Genomic DNA, 15,133 nt, shown 5'->3' with positions numbered 1-15,133 from the left:
CCGGGGGGCGCGCGCGGGGCGGGGTGAGCGGACGGGCGGGTGCGGTAGGGGGCCTCGCCAGGGGGGGGCGCCCCCGGGCAGGAGGCCGGGAGGGGGTGGAGGGATGCCACCGGGCGGGGGACCGGGCGGGAGGGCGGCGCGGGGAGAGGGGCGGTGGGGACGGGGGAGGGGGGCGGCGCGGCGGCGTGGGGGTAGCTCGCGCCGGTGCCGGAGCCGAGCCGCTCCACGGTGGGCTGGCTCGGACCGGGTGGCGGTTCCGGCGCGGTGGCATCGCTCGACCCGCGCCAGGCCTGCTGCATGGTGGCGCTCGCCGCGGTGGAGGTGCTCAGCGGCAGCCGGCCGCTCGCGCAGCTCGCCCGGTGGGTGACGCCGGAGGTCTACGACTCCCTGGCGCGCCGCGCGGCGCTCACGGCGCCGGGCGCCCGCGTGCTCGACCCGGCCGCCGGCAGCGCCGACGTCGGCCCGTCGGACGGGGCGGTGCGGCGGCCCTCCGTGCGGCGGGTGCGCGCCTTCCCCGTGAGCGAGCACGTCGTCGAGGCGTCCGTGATCGTCACCCACGCGGACCGCGTGCGCGCCGTCGCGGTGCGGCTGACGCGTGCAACCGGCCGGTGGCGGGCGTCGGCGCTGGTGGTCGGCTGACGGCGCCGGCGGTCGCCGTCGGCGCAGGGCGTCCACCGACGCCGCGCGGCCCGTCGACGCCGCGCGGCCCGTCGACGCCGCGCGGTCCGTCGACGGCGCGCGGTCCGTCGACGCCGCGCGGTCCGCTGACGCCGCGCAGTCCGCTGACGCGGCGACGCGCCGGACGCGGCGACGCCCGCCTCCCGGTGCGGGAGGGCGGGCGTCGAGCTCGCGTGTGCCGGGCGGGTCAGCCGCGGCGGCGCTGCTGCTTCGCCGCCTTGCGGCGGGCCTCGCGGTTCCCGGCCGCGTCGTCCGCCGGACCGTCGCCGGTGGGCGCGGCCGCGGGGGCAGCCCCCGCGGCCGGCGCCACGGCCGGACCCGCTGCCCGGCGCCCGCTGCGGGTCACGCTGGGCGCGTCGCCGTCCACGCTCGGCGCGGAGTACTGCAGCGGGACCTTGCGCTCCGGGCCGTCGATGCCCTTCGCGACGAGCACCGGGGTGCCACCGATCGTGGGAGCGCCGTCGGACGAGGCGCCCGCCGGGGCCGCGGCCGGGACGCCGTCGCCGGCCGCCTGCGCCGCGGCGCCCTCGGCCGGGTCCGCGACCTTGACCTCGAGGTTGAACAGGAACCCGACGGCCTCCTCCTTGATGGAGTCGGTCATGGCCTGGAACAGCTGGTAGCCCTCGCGCTGGTACTCCACCAGGGGGTCGCGCTGCGCCATCGCGCGCAGGCCGATGCCCTCCTTGAGGTAGTCCATCTCGTAGAGGTGCTCGCGCCACTTGCGGTCCAGCACCGAGAGCACGACGCGGCGCTCCAGCTGCCGCATGTTCGGCTCGCCGAGCGCCGTCTCGCGCTCCTGGTACGCGATGCGCGCGTCCGAGAGCAGCTCGGTCTTCAGCAGCTCGGCGGTGAGCCGGCCGATGCCGCCCGCCTGCTCCACGACCTCGTCCGCCTCGATGGAGACGGGGAACACCGCCTTGAGCGACGTCCACAGCTGGTCGAGGTCCCAGTCCTCCGGGTGCCCGTCCGCGGTGGCGGCGGTGACGTACTCGTCGATGGTGTCCTCGAGGAAGTGCTGGACCTGGTCCTGCAGGTCCTCGCCCTCCAGGACGCGGCGGCGCTGCTCGTAGATGACCTCGCGCTGCCGGGACAGGACGTCGTCGTACTTGAGGACGTTCTTGCGGATCTCGAAGTTCCGCGCCTCGACCTGCGACTGCGCCGACCGGATGCCGCGGGTGACGATCTTCGACTCCAGCGGCAGGTCGTCGGGGAAGCCCGCGCGGGTCATCATCGACTCGGCCATGCCGGAGTTGAACAGCCGCATGAGGTCGTCCTGCAGCGACAGGTAGAACCGGGACTCGCCCGGGTCGCCCTGGCGGCCGGAGCGCCCGCGCAGCTGGTTGTCGATGCGGCGGGACTCGTGCCGCTCGGTGCCGAGCACGTACAGGCCACCGAGCTCCACGACCTCGTCGTGCTCGGCCGCGACGGCCTCCTTGGCCTTCTCGAGCGCGGCGGGCCACGCGGCCTCGTAGTCCTCCGGGCTCTCGTTCGGGTCGAGGCCCCGGGCGGCGAGGTCCGCGACCGCCATGAACTCCGCGTTGCCGCCGAGCATGATGTCGGTGCCACGGCCCGCCATGTTGGTCGCCACGGTCACGGCGCCCTTGCGGCCGGCCTGCGCGACGATCGAGGCCTCCCGCGCGTGCTGCTTCGCGTTGAGGACCTCGTGCGGGACGCCGGCCTTGCGGAGCTTGCGCGAGAGGATCTCGGACTTCTCGACGCTCGTGGTGCCGACGAGGACGGGCTGGCCCTTCGCGTGCCGCTCGACGATGTCGGCGACGACCGCGTCGTACTTGCCCTCCTCCGCCTTGTAGACGAGGTCGGCCTGGTCGATGCGCTGCATCCCGCGGTTGGTCGGGATCGGCACGACGCCGAGCTTGTACGTGCCCTGGAACTCGGCGGCCTCGGTCTCGGCCGTACCGGTCATGCCGGCGAGCTTGTCGTACAGCCGGAAGTAGTTCTGCAGGGTGATCGTGGCGAGCGTCTGGTTCTCCGCCTTGATCGGCACGCCCTCCTTGGCCTCGATGGCCTGGTGCATGCCCTCGTTGTACCGGCGGCCCGGCAGGACGCGGCCGGTGTGCTCGTCGACGATCAGGACCTCGCCCTTGTCGACGATGTAGTCCTTGTCGCGCTTGAACAGCTCCTTGGCCTTGATGGCGTTGTTCAGGAAGCCGATCAGCGGCGTGTTCAGCGACTCGTACAGGTTGTCGATGCCGAGGTAGTCCTCGACCCGCTCGATGCCCGGCTCGAGCACGCCGACGGTGCGCTTCTTCTCGTCGACCTCGTAGTCCCGCTCCGGCTGCAGCCGGCGGACGACCTTGGCGAACTCCGCGTACCAGCGGTTCGCGTCGCCCGACGCGGGGCCCGAGATGATGAGCGGGGTCCGGGCCTCGTCGATGAGGATCGAGTCGACCTCGTCGACGATCGCGAAGTGGTGGCCCCGCTGCACGAGCTCCTCGGTGCTCCACGCCATGTTGTCGCGCAGGAAGTCGAAGCCGAACTCGTTGTTCGTGCCGTAGGTGATGTCCGCGGCGTACTGCACGCGGCGCTCGGCGGGCGTCTGGCCCGTCACGATCACGCCGGTGGTGAGGCCCAGGAACCGGTAGACGCGACCCATGAGGTCCGCCTGGTAGCTGGCCAGGTAGTCGTTGACGGTGACGACGTGCACGCCCTTGCCGGTCAGCGCGTTGAGGTACGCGGGCGCGGTGGCGACCAGCGTCTTGCCCTCACCGGTCTTCATCTCGGCGATGTTGCCCCAGTGCAGGGCGGCGCCGCCCATGAGCTGGACGTCGAAGTGCCGCTGGCCGAGCGTGCGGCGCGCGGCCTCGCGCACCGCGGCGAAGGCCTCCGCCATGAGGTCGTCGAGCGTCTCGCCGTCGGCGAGCCGGGCCCGGAACCGGTCGGTCTCCTCGCGCAGCTCCGCGTCGGACAGGGACGTGAAGCTGTCCTCCAGCGCGTTGACCTGCTGGGCGACGCCCGACAGCTTCTTGAGGATCCGTCCCTCGCCCAGGCGGAGGACCTTCTCGAGGATCGCTGGCACGTGCACTCCCGACTCGCTGCGCCCCGCGCGATGTCCGCACCGGGTCCCGGCGTCCCGGCTGCACAGCCGGGCCCCGACCATCGTAGGTGAGCCACTGCGAGGGACAGCAACCCACCGCGCCTGCGCCGGTGGCGAACGCGGGGCCGGGCGTCCTCAGGCCGACGCGAGCGCGGCGGTGAGCACCGGGGCCAGCGTCCCGCGCGGCGCGCCCTCCTTGTCGCCCACCACGACGTCGTCCAGACCGAGCCAGGTCGCGAGCAGCCGGAGCTCCGCCGCGAGGTCGTCCGCCACCGCCGCCGGCCCGTCGTCGGTCCCGCGCGCCGGCCGCGCGGCGGGCTCCGGGAGGTGGGCCGCGTGGACGCGCAGCAGGCCCGCGCGCCGGTCCGCCTTGAGGTCCACCAGCGCCGCGAGACGCTCCCCGCGCAGGAAGGGCAGCACGTAGTACCCGTGCACCCGCTGCGGCTCGGGCACGTAGATCTCGATCCGGTACCGCAGCCCGAACAGCTCCTCCAGGCGCCGGCGCTCGAACACCAGCGGGTCGAACGGGCTGAGCAGCGCGCGTCCGGTCGCGCGGCGCGGCAGGTCGGCCCCGGCGTGCAGGTACACCGGGCGCTCCCACCCCTCGACCCGGACCGGCACGAGGGTGCCGTCCTCCACGAGGCTCTGCACGCCCTGGCGGGCGCGGGGGCCCTTGATGCGGAAGTAGTCCAGCAGGCACCGCTCGGAGGCCACGCCGTGCGCCCGCGCCGCGATGTCCAGCAGCGCGCGGACCGCCTCGGCCTCGTCGGGCTCCGGCGCGGCCAGGACGTGCGGCGGCAGCACCCGCTCGGTGAGGTCGTAGCAGCGCTCGAACTGGGGGTTCCGGCGGGCGGACGCCACCTGCCCGGTGAAGAAGAGGTACTCGAGCACCCGCTTGGCGGCCGTCCAGTTCCACCCCCACTCGGGGCGGGAGCGCGGGAGGTCGCCCTCGACGCGGGCGTGCACCTCGCTGGCGGTGAGGGGGCCGTCGTCGGCGATCATCGCCAGCACCTCGCCGACCAGGGGCGAGTGCCGCAGCGGCACCTCGCGGATCGAGCCCCACGCGTACTCCTGGTAGGCGCGCCGCCGCCAGCCGAGCAGCGCGTACGTCTCGGGCGGCACGTAGGACGCCTCGTGGGCCCAGGTCTCCACCAGCCGGCGCGGGGCACGCCCCGACGCGCGGTCCAGGAGCGCGGTGTCGTACGGCCCGACGCGCGAGAACGTCGGCATCAGGTGGGCGCGCGCGACCACGTTCACCGAGTCGATCTGGAGCAGCCCGAGCCGGTCGACGACCTGCTGCAGCTGGCGCATCGTCGCGGCGCCGGCGCGGGCCGCCCGCGGACGGTCCAGGCCCTGCGCGTGCAGGGCCACCCGGCGGGCCTGGGACAGCGACAGGGTGCCGGCCGGGCGGTGCGCGGTGCCACGCACCCGCCCGGGGACGGGCGCCACGACGACGGAGCTGGTGGTCATCGCCCCATCGTGCCGCGCGCCACCGACACGGCGACCCGAGGCGCACCCGGCCCGGACCCGCGCCCGGACGCGACCGCGCCCGCCGACCGGAGGGTCGTCGGCGGGCGCGGTCGTCCGTCGGGGTGGCGGCGCTCAGGCGCCGGCGGCCGCCCCCGCGGGTGCGGCGACGCCGGAGGCCTGACCGTCACCGATCGAGGTCACCGCGGCGTCGAGCTTGATGATCCCGTAGCTCCAGCCGCGCCGCCGGTACGCGACCGACGGCTGGGCGGTCTCGGCGTCGACGAACAGGAAGAAGTCGTGCCCGACCAGCTCCATCTCGTAGAGCGCGTCGTCGACCGTCATCGGCCGGGCCAGGTGCACCTTCTCGCGGATGACGACGGGCGAGTCGCCCAGGGTCGTCTCCGTGACCCCGTCCTCGTCCGGCTGGGGCGCCACGGGCTCGGCCTCCGGCTCGGGCAGCGGCGGCAGCGCGTCGGCGACGGGCGTCGGCACCTTGCCCCGGTGGCTCTTGCGGCGGTCGCGGGCACGCCGCAGCCGCTCCGCCAGCTTGTCGATCGCCAGGTCGAACGCCCCGTAGCGGTCGTCCGCGCACGCCTCGGCCCGGATCACCGGTCCCTTGCCGACCACGGTGAGCTCGACCCGCTCGGCGGCCGAGGCCTGCCGGGGATTGGGCTCGTGGGTCACCTCGACGTCGATGCGCTGGGCGCGCGGCGCCAGCGGTTCGAGCTTGGCGAGCTTGTCCTCGACGTGTCGACGGAACCGCTCGGGGACGTCGGTGTGACGGCCTGCGACGACGATCTCCATGGGATACCTCCTGGAGGTCCGGGGGCGGGTCCATCCCCGCCCGGCAGCATGCGCGGAACGCCCTCGTGGGGCGGGTTGACGGCACCACCTCCTCGTGCGGGCACGCCCGCCGAGTCCCGTGAGCCGGGCGACGTCCGTGCCGCCCGACCGCTCTGGGACCCCACGCTAGCCCGGGTGGGGCGACGCGACCAACCAGGCGGTCGGCGTCGCTGGCGGACGGGTGACGGCGAGCACCACCGCGCCCACGACCTGCGCGTCTGCGGACTCGAGAGCCGCCCGGCAGGCGGCCAGGGTCGCCCCGGTGGTGAGCACGTCGTCGACCAGGACGACCCGGGCCCCGGCCAGTCCCGCCCGGCAGCGCTCGCGCACGCGGACGCGCCCGGCGAGGTTCGCGGCCCGCCCCCGCACGCCGAGGCCGACCTGGTCGCGACCCCGGCCGGCGAGCCGCAGCGCGCCCGCGGCGACGGCCCCCGGCACGGCCCGGGCGTGCGCGGTCGCGAGCGCGGCGACGAGGTCCTCGCCCCGCAGGCGCGCACCGGCCGCCGACGGCGGCGCACCCACGACCACGACCCCCGGCGGCACCGCGCCGCGCGCCGTGAGCCACGCCGCCGCGCGGCCGAGCAGCGCGGCGAACCACACGGTCACGTCGGCGCGGCCACCGTCCTTCCACGCCACGACGGCGCGGCGCACCGGTCCGGCGTTCTCCGCGAGCGCCCACACCGGCAGCGTGGTCCCGTCCATGCGGTCGAGCCGGCCGGCCGCGTCCTCGCACCGGCGCGGCTCCCCCGCCCACCGGAGCAGGCACGCCCGGCAGAGGGCACGCCCCGGCACGCCGCACCCGGCGCAGGTCACCGGCAGGACGAGGTCGAGGAGGTCGAGGGCGACGTCACGTGGTGGCACGCGCCCACGCTCGCAGGGCCCGGCGTACCGCGGTGCGGTCGTCCCCAGGTCGTCGACGTCGCGCGCCGCCCACGGACCTGGGGACGTCCCGGCGCCCGCTCCTGGCGGGGCGCCAGCCGCTCAGCCCGGGAAGGAGGGGTCGCGCACGCCCGTGCCGACGGTCGTCCAGCTGGACCCGGACCGCGCGTACAGCTCGCCGCGCGACGTGGCGACGTACAGCACCCCGTCGCCCTTGCCGCCGGCGATGTCGATCGAGTCGACGATCGCCGGGCGCGCCTGCACCTGCCCGGACAGCGGCACCAGGTGGTACACGGCCGTGGTGGTGCTGCCGGACCGGCCGAGCACCCCGAGGGTCGACTCGTCCACCCACACCACCCGCGTCGCGTCGACCAGCGTCACGCCGGTGCGCCAGGCCGCTCCGAGCACCTGCGGCGTGCCGGAGTCGTCGCGCACGACGGACGCGACGTCGACGTGCACGCCGTCCGAGCCGCTGGACACCACGGCCACCCGGCTGGCGTCGAGGGCGACCCGCACCGACCGGACCGTGCGTCCCTGGAGCCACTCGGCCTCGACGTCGACGACGTCACCGCCGGGAGCGACCGCGACCAGCCCGCCCTGCGCGTCGCCGGACGCGGTCCACACCCAGCCGAGGCGGTCCACGGAGGGCGCGACGAGGTCGGTCCCGGTCAGCAGGAGCTGCGACGGGTCCTCGGTCGTCGGCACGGTGACGAGCCGGTCCGGCCCGGACAGCATCACGCGCAGCGCGCCCGAGCCGTCACGGGCGGGGTCCCGCGCGTCGAGCCCGGCGAGCGAGCCGACGTCCTCCACCGGCACGAGCGCGCCGCCCGAGAGCTCCACGAGCGCGTCGCCCTGCACCGCCTCCAGCGAGCCGCCCCAGTCCTGCCCGCGCGCGAGCTGCACGGCGTCGGCGCCGAGCCCCACGCCGGCCGCCGAGACCTCCACCGTGCGGACGCGCGCGATCCGCAGGGAGGCCTCCAGCTGCGCCTGCATCAGCGCGCGGTCGTCGGGTTCGGAGGGCAGCCCGCCCGCGGCGAGGCTCACCGCCGCGACGCCGTCCGCGTCCACGGACACCGCGTCCGGCTGCAGCGCCGCACCCTCCGGGATCGCGGTGCGCACCGCGTCGCGCAGCCAGTCCGACGGCCCGGCGAGCAGCGCCCGCACGATGGAGGTGGCCAGGTTCCGCAGCGGGAACCACCGCGTCTCCGGCACGAGGTACTGGGCGTCCTGCGAGAGGAAGTACAGCGTCGCGGACCGGTAGATCGCCTCGAAGTTCGGCTCGGACAGGACCACGCCGTCCTCCAGGCCGGAGATGCGCCACTGGCCGTCGCTGTCCTGCACGAGGTCGAACATCAGCGTCTCCTCGGCGTCCGGCCCGGCCTGCGCGTACCGGCCCTCGGCGTCGATGCGCGCCGCGACCCGCACGTCGACCCGGACCTGCGACTCGCCCTCCATCCGGATGTCGGGGCTGGAGGCCGTCGAGTACACGACCACGCGCTCGCGGGGGCTCCACGACCGGCGCGTCTCCCCGGACAGGTACTCGCGGGCGTTCCGGAAGTCGTCCGCGGTCTCGGAACCCGCGGGGTCGCGGCTGAACCCGGCCGCGCTGGCGCCGAGGAAGCCGCGGACGATGTCCTCCGGCGCGCCGTCCTGGGGCGGCGGGTCGCCGAGCGGCTCCACGGCACCCTGGTCGCTGACGCGCTCCACGCCGACCTCGACCGGCCCGGACGTCGGCATGCCGACGCAGGCGGACAGCGTCGCCAGGACGAGCGCCAGCAGGGCGGCGGAGGCGGCCCGCGCGCGGTGCGTGCGGGTGGGCGTGGCCGGCGTGCCGGCGTGCGAGCGGCTCATCGGCCGTCCCCCGTCGTCGTGTCGGACCCGCCGCGCTGCGCGACGGCGTGCCGGACCCGGTCGACCACGTCGAGCGATCCGGTCGTCAGCGGGAGGTCGGGCAGCGCCGCCGGGTCCACGCCGTCCGCGTGCCGGTGGGCGGCGGGCTCGGCGTCGGGCGCCGCTGGCGGCTCCAGCGGCAGCGGCGAGCCGTCCAGGACGATGCCCGCGCGCCGCGGGAGCGTCAGCCGGAAGCAGGCGCCCTGCCGCGGTCGGCCCCAGGCCTCGAGCCAGCCGCCGTGCAGGTGCGCGTCCTCCAGGGAGATCGCCAGCCCCAGGCCCGTGCCCCCGGTCGTGCGGGCGCGGGCGGGGTCGGCGCGCCAGAACCGGTCGAACACGTGGGCGGCCTCGTCGCGGGTCATGCCGACGCCGTGGTCCCGGACGGTGATCGCCACCGCCCGGTCGTCGGCGGCGACCGTGACCTCCACGTCGGTGCCGTCGGCGTGCTCGACGGCGTTCACGAGCAGGTTCCGCAGGATCCGCTCGACCCGGCGGGGGTCGACGTCGGCGACGCACCGCTCCTCCGGCTCGGTGACGGACAGCCACGACCCCTTGGCCGCGGCGAGCGGCACCGCCTGGTCCACCGCCGCCGCGACGACGTCGCGCACGTCCCGCGCCTCGGCGTCCAGGACGGCCGCGCCCGCGTCGAACCGGCTGATCTCCAGCAGGTCGCCCAGCAGGTCCTCGAACCGGTCGAGCTGGGTCTGCATGAGCTCCGCGGACCGGCGCACCGCGGGCGGGAAGTCCTCGCGCGACTCGTACAGCATCTCGCCGGCCATCCGCACCGTGGTCAGGGGGGTGCGGAGCTCGTGCGAGACGTCGGAGACGAACCGGCGCTGCATCGTCGACAGGTGCTCCATGCGGTCGATCTGGTCCTGGAGGCTCTCGGCCATCTCGTTGAACGACCGCCCGAGCCGGGCCATCTCGTCCTCGCCGCGCACGGACATCCGCTCGGTGAGGCTGCCGTCCGCGATCCGCTCGGCGACGTGCGCGGCCAGCCGCACCGGCCGGACCACCTGCCGGGTGACGAGCCACGTCATCGTGACCAGCAGCACCACGAGCGCGAGGGCGCCGAACGACAGCACGCGCTGCAGGAACTCGAGCCGGTCCTGCTCGGCCTCCAGCGAGTACAGGAAGTACAGCTCGTACGACCCGGCCGCGGGCACGGTGACGACCTGGCCCACCATCACCGCGGGCTGCACCGCGCCGGTGGTCGAGGCCGGGTCGGGCCAGGCCACCGACTCCCAGCGCTGGCCCTCGTCCTGCGCGGTGGCGTCCCGCAGGTCGTCCGACACGAGGAACACGAGGTTCGAGTCCGTGGACTGGCCGGTCACCAGGATCGGCTGCTGCTGCCCCCGGGTGCGCAGGATGAACACCTCCCGCTCGCCGGACCCGCCGGACCGCAGCGCGAGGACGAGGTCGTTCAGCAGCTGCTGCACCTCGGGCGCGGTGGTCGCCGTCGACGCGTCGAACGTCTCCTGCGCCTGCGACGCCGCCCGCGCCGACTCCCGCAGCACCTGGTCCACGCGCGCGTCGAACAGGCCGTCGCGCACGCTCACCGACAGGTAGCCGCCGATGATCACCAGGGCGACCATCCCGGCCGCCAGCGTCCAGGTGATGACCTTCGCCTGCAGGGAGCCCCGCCAGGACCGCGCGAGCCGCCGCGCGCGGGCCCCCGCGCGCACCGTCGCCAGCCGCCAGGCGCGGGCAGCCCGCCCCGCCGGGCCGGTCCGCGCGCCGACCGCACCGCTCACGGGGACGTCGCGCCCGCCTTGTAGCCGACGCCGCGCACGGTCACGACGATCTCCGGACGCTCGGGGTCGGCCTCGATCTTCGACCGCAGCCGCTGCACGTGCACGTTCACCAGCCGGGTGTCGGCGGCGTGCCGGTAGCCCCACACGCGCTCGAGCAGCACCTCGCGCGTGAACACCTGCCACGGCTTGCGCGCCAGGGCGACGAGCAGGTCGAACTCCAGCGGGGTCAGCGAGATCGCCGCGCCGTCGCGCGTCACGCGGTGGCCGGTGACGTCGATCGACAGGTCGCCGATCCGCAGGTGCTCGGGCGCCGGCTCGTCGCTGCGGCGCAGACGCGCCCGCACGCGGGCGATGAGCTCCTTGGGCTTGAACGGCTTGGCGATGTAGTCGTCGGCGCCGGACTCCAGGCCCAGCACGACGTCGACCGTGTCTGCCTTGGCCGTGAGCATGACGATCGGCACGCCCGACTCGGCGCGGATCAGCCGGCACACCTCGGTCCCGTCCTTGCCCGGCAGCATCAGGTCGAGCAGCACGAGGTCCGGCTGCGAGGCCCGGAAGATCTCCAGTGCCTCGTCGCCGTCCGCGCAGAACACCGGCTCGAAACCCTCGGACCGCAGGACGATGCCGATCATCTCGGACAGGGCGGTGTCGTCGTCGACCACGAGAACGCGTCCCTTCATCGCACCATGATCGCACCCGGCGGCCCCCGCGGCGGGCGTCCGCCGTCCGTGGCGCCCGAACGGCCGCACCCCCGGGGCCGGTGCTGACGTGGCACGATGGCCGCAGCCGCGACCGCCGCACCCGGCGCTCCGCCCCAGCACTACCCCAGGGAGCCACCCGATGAGCACGCCGCGCGACGAGGGCCGCCCCGAGGACGCCCCCCGGTACGGCGAGGAGCCGCGTCCCGCACCCCGGTACGGGCAGTACGCCCCCCCGGGGGGGGCGGGCCCCGGGCGCGGCGCGCCGCCGGGGGGGGGGGGGGGGCGGCCGCCGGGGGGCCCGGGGGGGGGGGGGGCCCCCCCGGGGGGGCGGGGCCCGCGGGGGAGCGCCCCCCGCCGGTGGCGCACCCGCGCAGCCGGGGTACCCGCCGGCGCCGGGGTACGGGCAGCAGCAGCCCGGGTACGGGCAGCAGCCGGGGTACGGGCAGCAGCCCGGGTACCCGCCCGCGCCCGGGTACGGGCAGCAGCAGCCCGGCTACGGGCAGCAGCCCGGGTACCCGCCGGTGCCGGGGTACCAGCAGCCCGGCTACCAGCAGCCCGGGTACGGCCAGCCCGGCTACGGGCAGCAGCCCGGCCCGACCCCGTACGGCTGGGGCCCCGCGCCGTACCAGCCGCCGGTCGCGCAGCCCGGCATCGTGCCGCTGCGCCCGCTGAGCATCTGGGAGATCTTCGACGGCGCGTTCCGGGCGATCCGGCACAACCCCAAGACGATGTTCGGCCTCACGGCGGCGGTCGTCGCGGTGGCCACCGCGCTCAGCGCCCTGATCCAGTGGTACGTCGCGGGCCTCCTGGCCGACGAGGTGAACGGCTGGTTCTCCGGCACGGGCGCGGTGACCGCCTCGGAGTCGGAGATCTTCGGCGACTCCATCGGGACCTCGCTGGGCACGTACGCGGGGCTGCCGCTGACGGCGCTCGCGACGTCGATCCTCACCGGCCTGCTGATCCTGTCGGTGAGCCGCTCGGTGATCGGGCAGCGCGTCGGCGTCGGCGAGGTCGTGCGCGGCTCCGGCAAGCGCATCGTCTGGGTGATCGCGTTCAGCCTGCTGCAGTTCGTCGTCGTGCTGCTCGTGATGGGCGCCCTCACCGGGCTCGTCGCGCTGGTGTGGGCGAGCACCGAGAACGCCGGCCTGACCGTGGTCGCGGGCCTGCTCGCGCTGCTCGTGGTGGTCGTCGGCGCGTTCTGGCTCACCGTCCGGACCATGCTGGCGCCCGCCGCGATCATGCTGGAGGGCGGCCGGTTCTGGTCGTCCGTGGCGCGCGCGTGGAAGCTGACGCGCGGGAGCTTCTGGCGGCTGCTCGGGCTGTACCTGCTGATCTCGATCCTCGTGGGCATCGTGTCGTCGATCGTGACGTTCCCGGTCACGACCATCGCGAGCGTCGCCCTGAACGACCCGTTCCTCACGAGCGGCGCGTCCATCGCGCTGGTCGCGGTGGGCCAGGCGATCGCCAGCACCATCAGCACCGTGTTCATGGCCGGCGTCATCGCCCTGGCCTACATCGACGTGCGGATGCGCCGCGAGGGCCTGGACGTCGAGCTGGCGCGGGCGGCGGGAGAGCCCTCGCGGTGACGCCGGGGTCCCTCGTCGCGTCCGGCCTGCTCGTGGGGACGGAGGTCCCCGTCGTGCCCGACGCCGAGCAGGCGCGGCAGTGGCTGGAGCGGGAGCTCGCGGAGCCGGTCTACCACCAGCAGCCCAGCCTCGCGCAGCGGTTCCTCGACTGGCTGGGCCGGCTGTTCGAGAACGCGGACGGCGTCCCGATCGGCAACGTGGGCACGCTCGTCACCGTGCTCGCCGTCGTCGCCGCGCTCGTGCTCGTCACGTTCCTGGTGACCGGCCCGGTGCGGCGCAGCCGGCGGGTCGGCGGCACCGCCGGTGCCGTGCTCGGCGCCGACGACACCCGCACGGCCACCCAGCTGCGCGCGGCGGCCGACGCCGCAGCGGCCCGCGAGGACTGGGCGACCGCCGTCGCCGAGCGGTTCCGCGCCATCGTGCGCTCCCTGGAGGAGCGCGCCGTGCTGGACGAGCGGCCGGGCCGCACCGCGCACGAGGCCGTCGAGGTGGCCGGGCTCCGGCTGCCGCCGCACGCCGTCGACCTGCGGGCGGCCGCGTCGCTCTTCGACGACGTCGTCTACGGCGACCGGACGCCGCGCGCCGCGGACGACGCCGGCCTGCGCGAGCTGGACGCCCGCGTCGCCGCCGCCCGGCCCGCGCCGCCCGCCGGGGTGTGGGTGGGGTCGTGCCGGGGCGGGAGGCCGAGCGCGGCGCACGCGGCCGGGGTCTGCTCCCGGGTCACCTCCAGCAGCGGCCGGCGCGGCCCCCCGCGGACGCGCGGCATCCCCGCCAGCGACCGGGCGCCCGACCCGCGCGCGAGCCCGAGCAGCACGCCCTCGGCCTGGTCGTCGCGGGTGTGCCCGAGCAGCACCGCCGCCGCGCCGTGCCGGCCGGCGGCGGCGTGCAGGGCCGCGTACCGGGCGTCCCGCGCGGCGGCCTCGGGCCCGCCCGGCCCGCCCGCGTCGACGGCGACCACCTCGACGGGGTCGAGCCCGAGCGCCCGGCACGCCGCCGCGGCGTCCTGCGCGACCGCGGCGCTGCCGGGCTGGAGGCCGTGGTCCACGACGACCGCGCCGGTCCGCCGGCGCTGCCGGCCGCCGCGGCCCCCGACGAAAGCCGCGCCGGCCGCGAGCGCCAGCGAGTCGGGGCCCCCGGAGCAGGCGACGAGGACCAGCGCGCCCTCCGGGACGTCCGCGAGCGCCGCGGCGACCGCACTGCGGACGGCGGCGACCGCGGGGTGGGGGCCGGCCACGTCAGCCGTGCACCCGGTGCACCCACGCGGAGGGGTCCGCGATCTCCGCGGCGCTCGGCAGGGCGGCGGGACCGGACCAGACCGCGTTCAGCCCGTCGGTGCCGACCCGGCGGCGGACGGCCCTCACGAACGCGGCGCCGTCGCGGTACTGCGCGAGCTTGACGTCCAGGCCGAGCACGGAGCGCAGGACCCGCCGCATCCCGCCGGTGCCGCGGGCGCCGCTGCGCCGCGCCTCGAACCGGCGGCGGATCCGGCGGACCGACGGCACGACGGAGCGCCCGACCGCGTCCATCGTCACGTCGGCGTGCCCCTCCAGGAGCGCCATCACCGCGCCGACCTCGTCCAGCGCGACGCGCTGCCGCGGGTCGACCAGGTCGAGCAGGTTCCGCGGGCGGGGCCGCGGCGCGTCGGCGTCGGGCGCGGCGTCGGGCGCGGCGTCGCCGTCCGCCAGCAGCACGGCCACCCGGGCCGCCAGGTGGTCGGCGAGCCAGGGCGCCGCGGCGAACTGCGTCGCGTGCGTCTGCTCGTGCAGCGTGACCCACAGGCGGAAGTCGGCGGCGTCGACCCCGAGGGAGCGCTCGACGGTCAGGACGTTGGGTGCGACGAGCAGCAGCGTGCCGCGCCCGCCCCAGGGGTCGTACTGGCCCAGCACCGACCCGGAGAGCAGCCCCAGCACCGCGGCGACCTGCCCCGCGCCCGCGGTGCCGCGCAGCCCCCGCTGCTCCGCGAGCCCGACCCGCGAGGACAGCGCCCGGAGCGAGCGCACGTTCGCGCGGGCCCACGAGGCCCGGTCGACGACGCGCACGTCGGGGTCCCGGCTCGCGCCGGCGGCCGGCACCAGGCCCGTGATCCGCGCGACGTGGCCGGCGGCGACCGGTGCGGCGGCCCGGAGCACCGCGACGGCGTCCTCCCGCTCGGCGCGCGTCGACGGCGGCCCGGGCCGCACCGCGCGGGCGGCGAGCCGGGCGGCCAGGTCCCAGTCGACGGTCGGCTGCACCCGCCCACGGTAGTCACGCCGCACCCGCGGCGCCGCCGCCCGCCCC

General features: G+C 76.5%; 12 protein-coding genes. 2 read left to right on the top strand and 10 right to left on the bottom strand.

Annotation, left to right across the window (positions count from 1 at the left end; all coding sequences use genetic code 11):
• Window positions 1-264 precede the first annotated feature (264 nt).
• Window positions 265-639, top strand: a complete 375-nt coding sequence (locus tag QNH85_RS19665; RefSeq protein WP_282949119.1) for an Rv3235 family protein — start codon at window positions 265-267, stop codon at window positions 637-639.
• Between the two features lie 226 nt (window positions 640-865).
• Here the strand turns inward: QNH85_RS19665 and secA are convergent, their stop codons facing one another.
• From secA to mtrA, 7 genes are all read right to left on the bottom strand, one after another.
• Entirely contained in the window at window positions 866-3,715 is a 2,850-nt protein-coding gene (secA, locus tag QNH85_RS19660) for a preprotein translocase subunit SecA (protein ID WP_282949117.1), read from the bottom strand.
• Window positions 3,716-3,868: 153 nt separating this feature from the next.
• Window positions 3,869-5,203: a winged helix-turn-helix domain-containing protein gene (locus QNH85_RS19655; protein ID WP_282949116.1), complete on the bottom strand. Its 1,335-nt coding sequence runs from the start codon at window positions 5,201-5,203 to the stop codon at window positions 3,869-3,871.
• Window positions 5,204-5,335: 132 nt separating this feature from the next.
• Window positions 5,336-6,007 (bottom strand): ribosome hibernation-promoting factor, HPF/YfiA family, encoded by a 672-nt coding sequence (hpf, locus tag QNH85_RS19650; protein ID WP_282949114.1) that lies wholly within the window; start codon window positions 6,005-6,007, stop codon window positions 5,336-5,338.
• A 165-nt stretch (window positions 6,008-6,172) separates the two neighbouring features.
• Window positions 6,173-6,907, bottom strand: coding sequence for a ComF family protein (locus QNH85_RS19645; protein WP_282949112.1), 735 nt, complete (start codon window positions 6,905-6,907; stop codon window positions 6,173-6,175).
• A 120-nt stretch (window positions 6,908-7,027) separates the two neighbouring features.
• Entirely contained in the window at window positions 7,028-8,776 is a 1,749-nt protein-coding gene (locus tag QNH85_RS19640; RefSeq protein WP_282949110.1) for an LpqB family beta-propeller domain-containing protein, read from the bottom strand.
• Window positions 8,773-10,569, bottom strand: a complete 1,797-nt coding sequence (gene mtrB, locus QNH85_RS19635; RefSeq protein ID WP_346016355.1) for an MtrAB system histidine kinase MtrB — start codon at window positions 10,567-10,569, stop codon at window positions 8,773-8,775. Before mtrB ends, QNH85_RS19640 begins: the two co-directional genes overlap by 4 nt.
• Window positions 10,566-11,249, bottom strand: a complete 684-nt coding sequence (gene mtrA, locus QNH85_RS19630; protein ID WP_213282072.1) for an MtrAB system response regulator MtrA — start codon at window positions 11,247-11,249, stop codon at window positions 10,566-10,568. Before mtrA ends, mtrB begins: the two co-directional genes overlap by 4 nt.
• Window positions 11,250-11,791: 542 nt before the next feature.
• Here mtrA and QNH85_RS19625 point away from each other — a divergent pair.
• Entirely contained in the window at window positions 11,792-12,856 is a 1,065-nt protein-coding gene (locus QNH85_RS19625) for a DUF7847 domain-containing protein (RefSeq protein WP_282949107.1), read from the top strand.
• On the opposite strand, the gene QNH85_RS19620 is transcribed toward QNH85_RS19625, so the two are convergent.
• The 3 genes from QNH85_RS19620 to QNH85_RS19610 are packed head-to-tail and all read right to left on the bottom strand — an operon-like array spanning window position 12,781 to window position 15,087.
• Window positions 12,781-13,371 carry a hypothetical protein gene (locus QNH85_RS19620; RefSeq protein ID WP_282949106.1) on the bottom strand — a complete coding sequence of 197 codons (591 nt, stop codon included), beginning with the start codon at window positions 13,369-13,371 and terminating at the stop codon, window positions 12,781-12,783. The genes QNH85_RS19625 and QNH85_RS19620 overlap by 76 nt on opposite strands.
• 44 nt (window positions 13,372-13,415) lie before the next feature.
• The gene (tilS, locus tag QNH85_RS19615) at window positions 13,416-14,090 is read right to left on the bottom strand and encodes a tRNA lysidine(34) synthetase TilS (RefSeq protein ID WP_428830441.1); all 675 of its coding nucleotides are present in this window, start codon (window positions 14,088-14,090) and stop codon (window positions 13,416-13,418) included.
• A 1-nt stretch (window position 14,091) separates the two neighbouring features.
• Entirely contained in the window at window positions 14,092-15,087 is a 996-nt protein-coding gene (locus QNH85_RS19610) for a zinc-dependent metalloprotease (protein WP_282949104.1), read from the bottom strand.
• Window positions 15,088-15,133 lie beyond the last annotated feature (46 nt).

The organism is Cellulomonas endometrii (assembly GCF_949769265.1).
GTDB classification, from domain to species: Bacteria; Actinomycetota; Actinomycetes; order Actinomycetales; family Cellulomonadaceae; genus Cellulomonas; species Cellulomonas endometrii.
The sequence above is the reverse complement of the archived record's forward strand: the minus strand, read 5'-3'. Positions and strand labels throughout refer to the sequence as shown.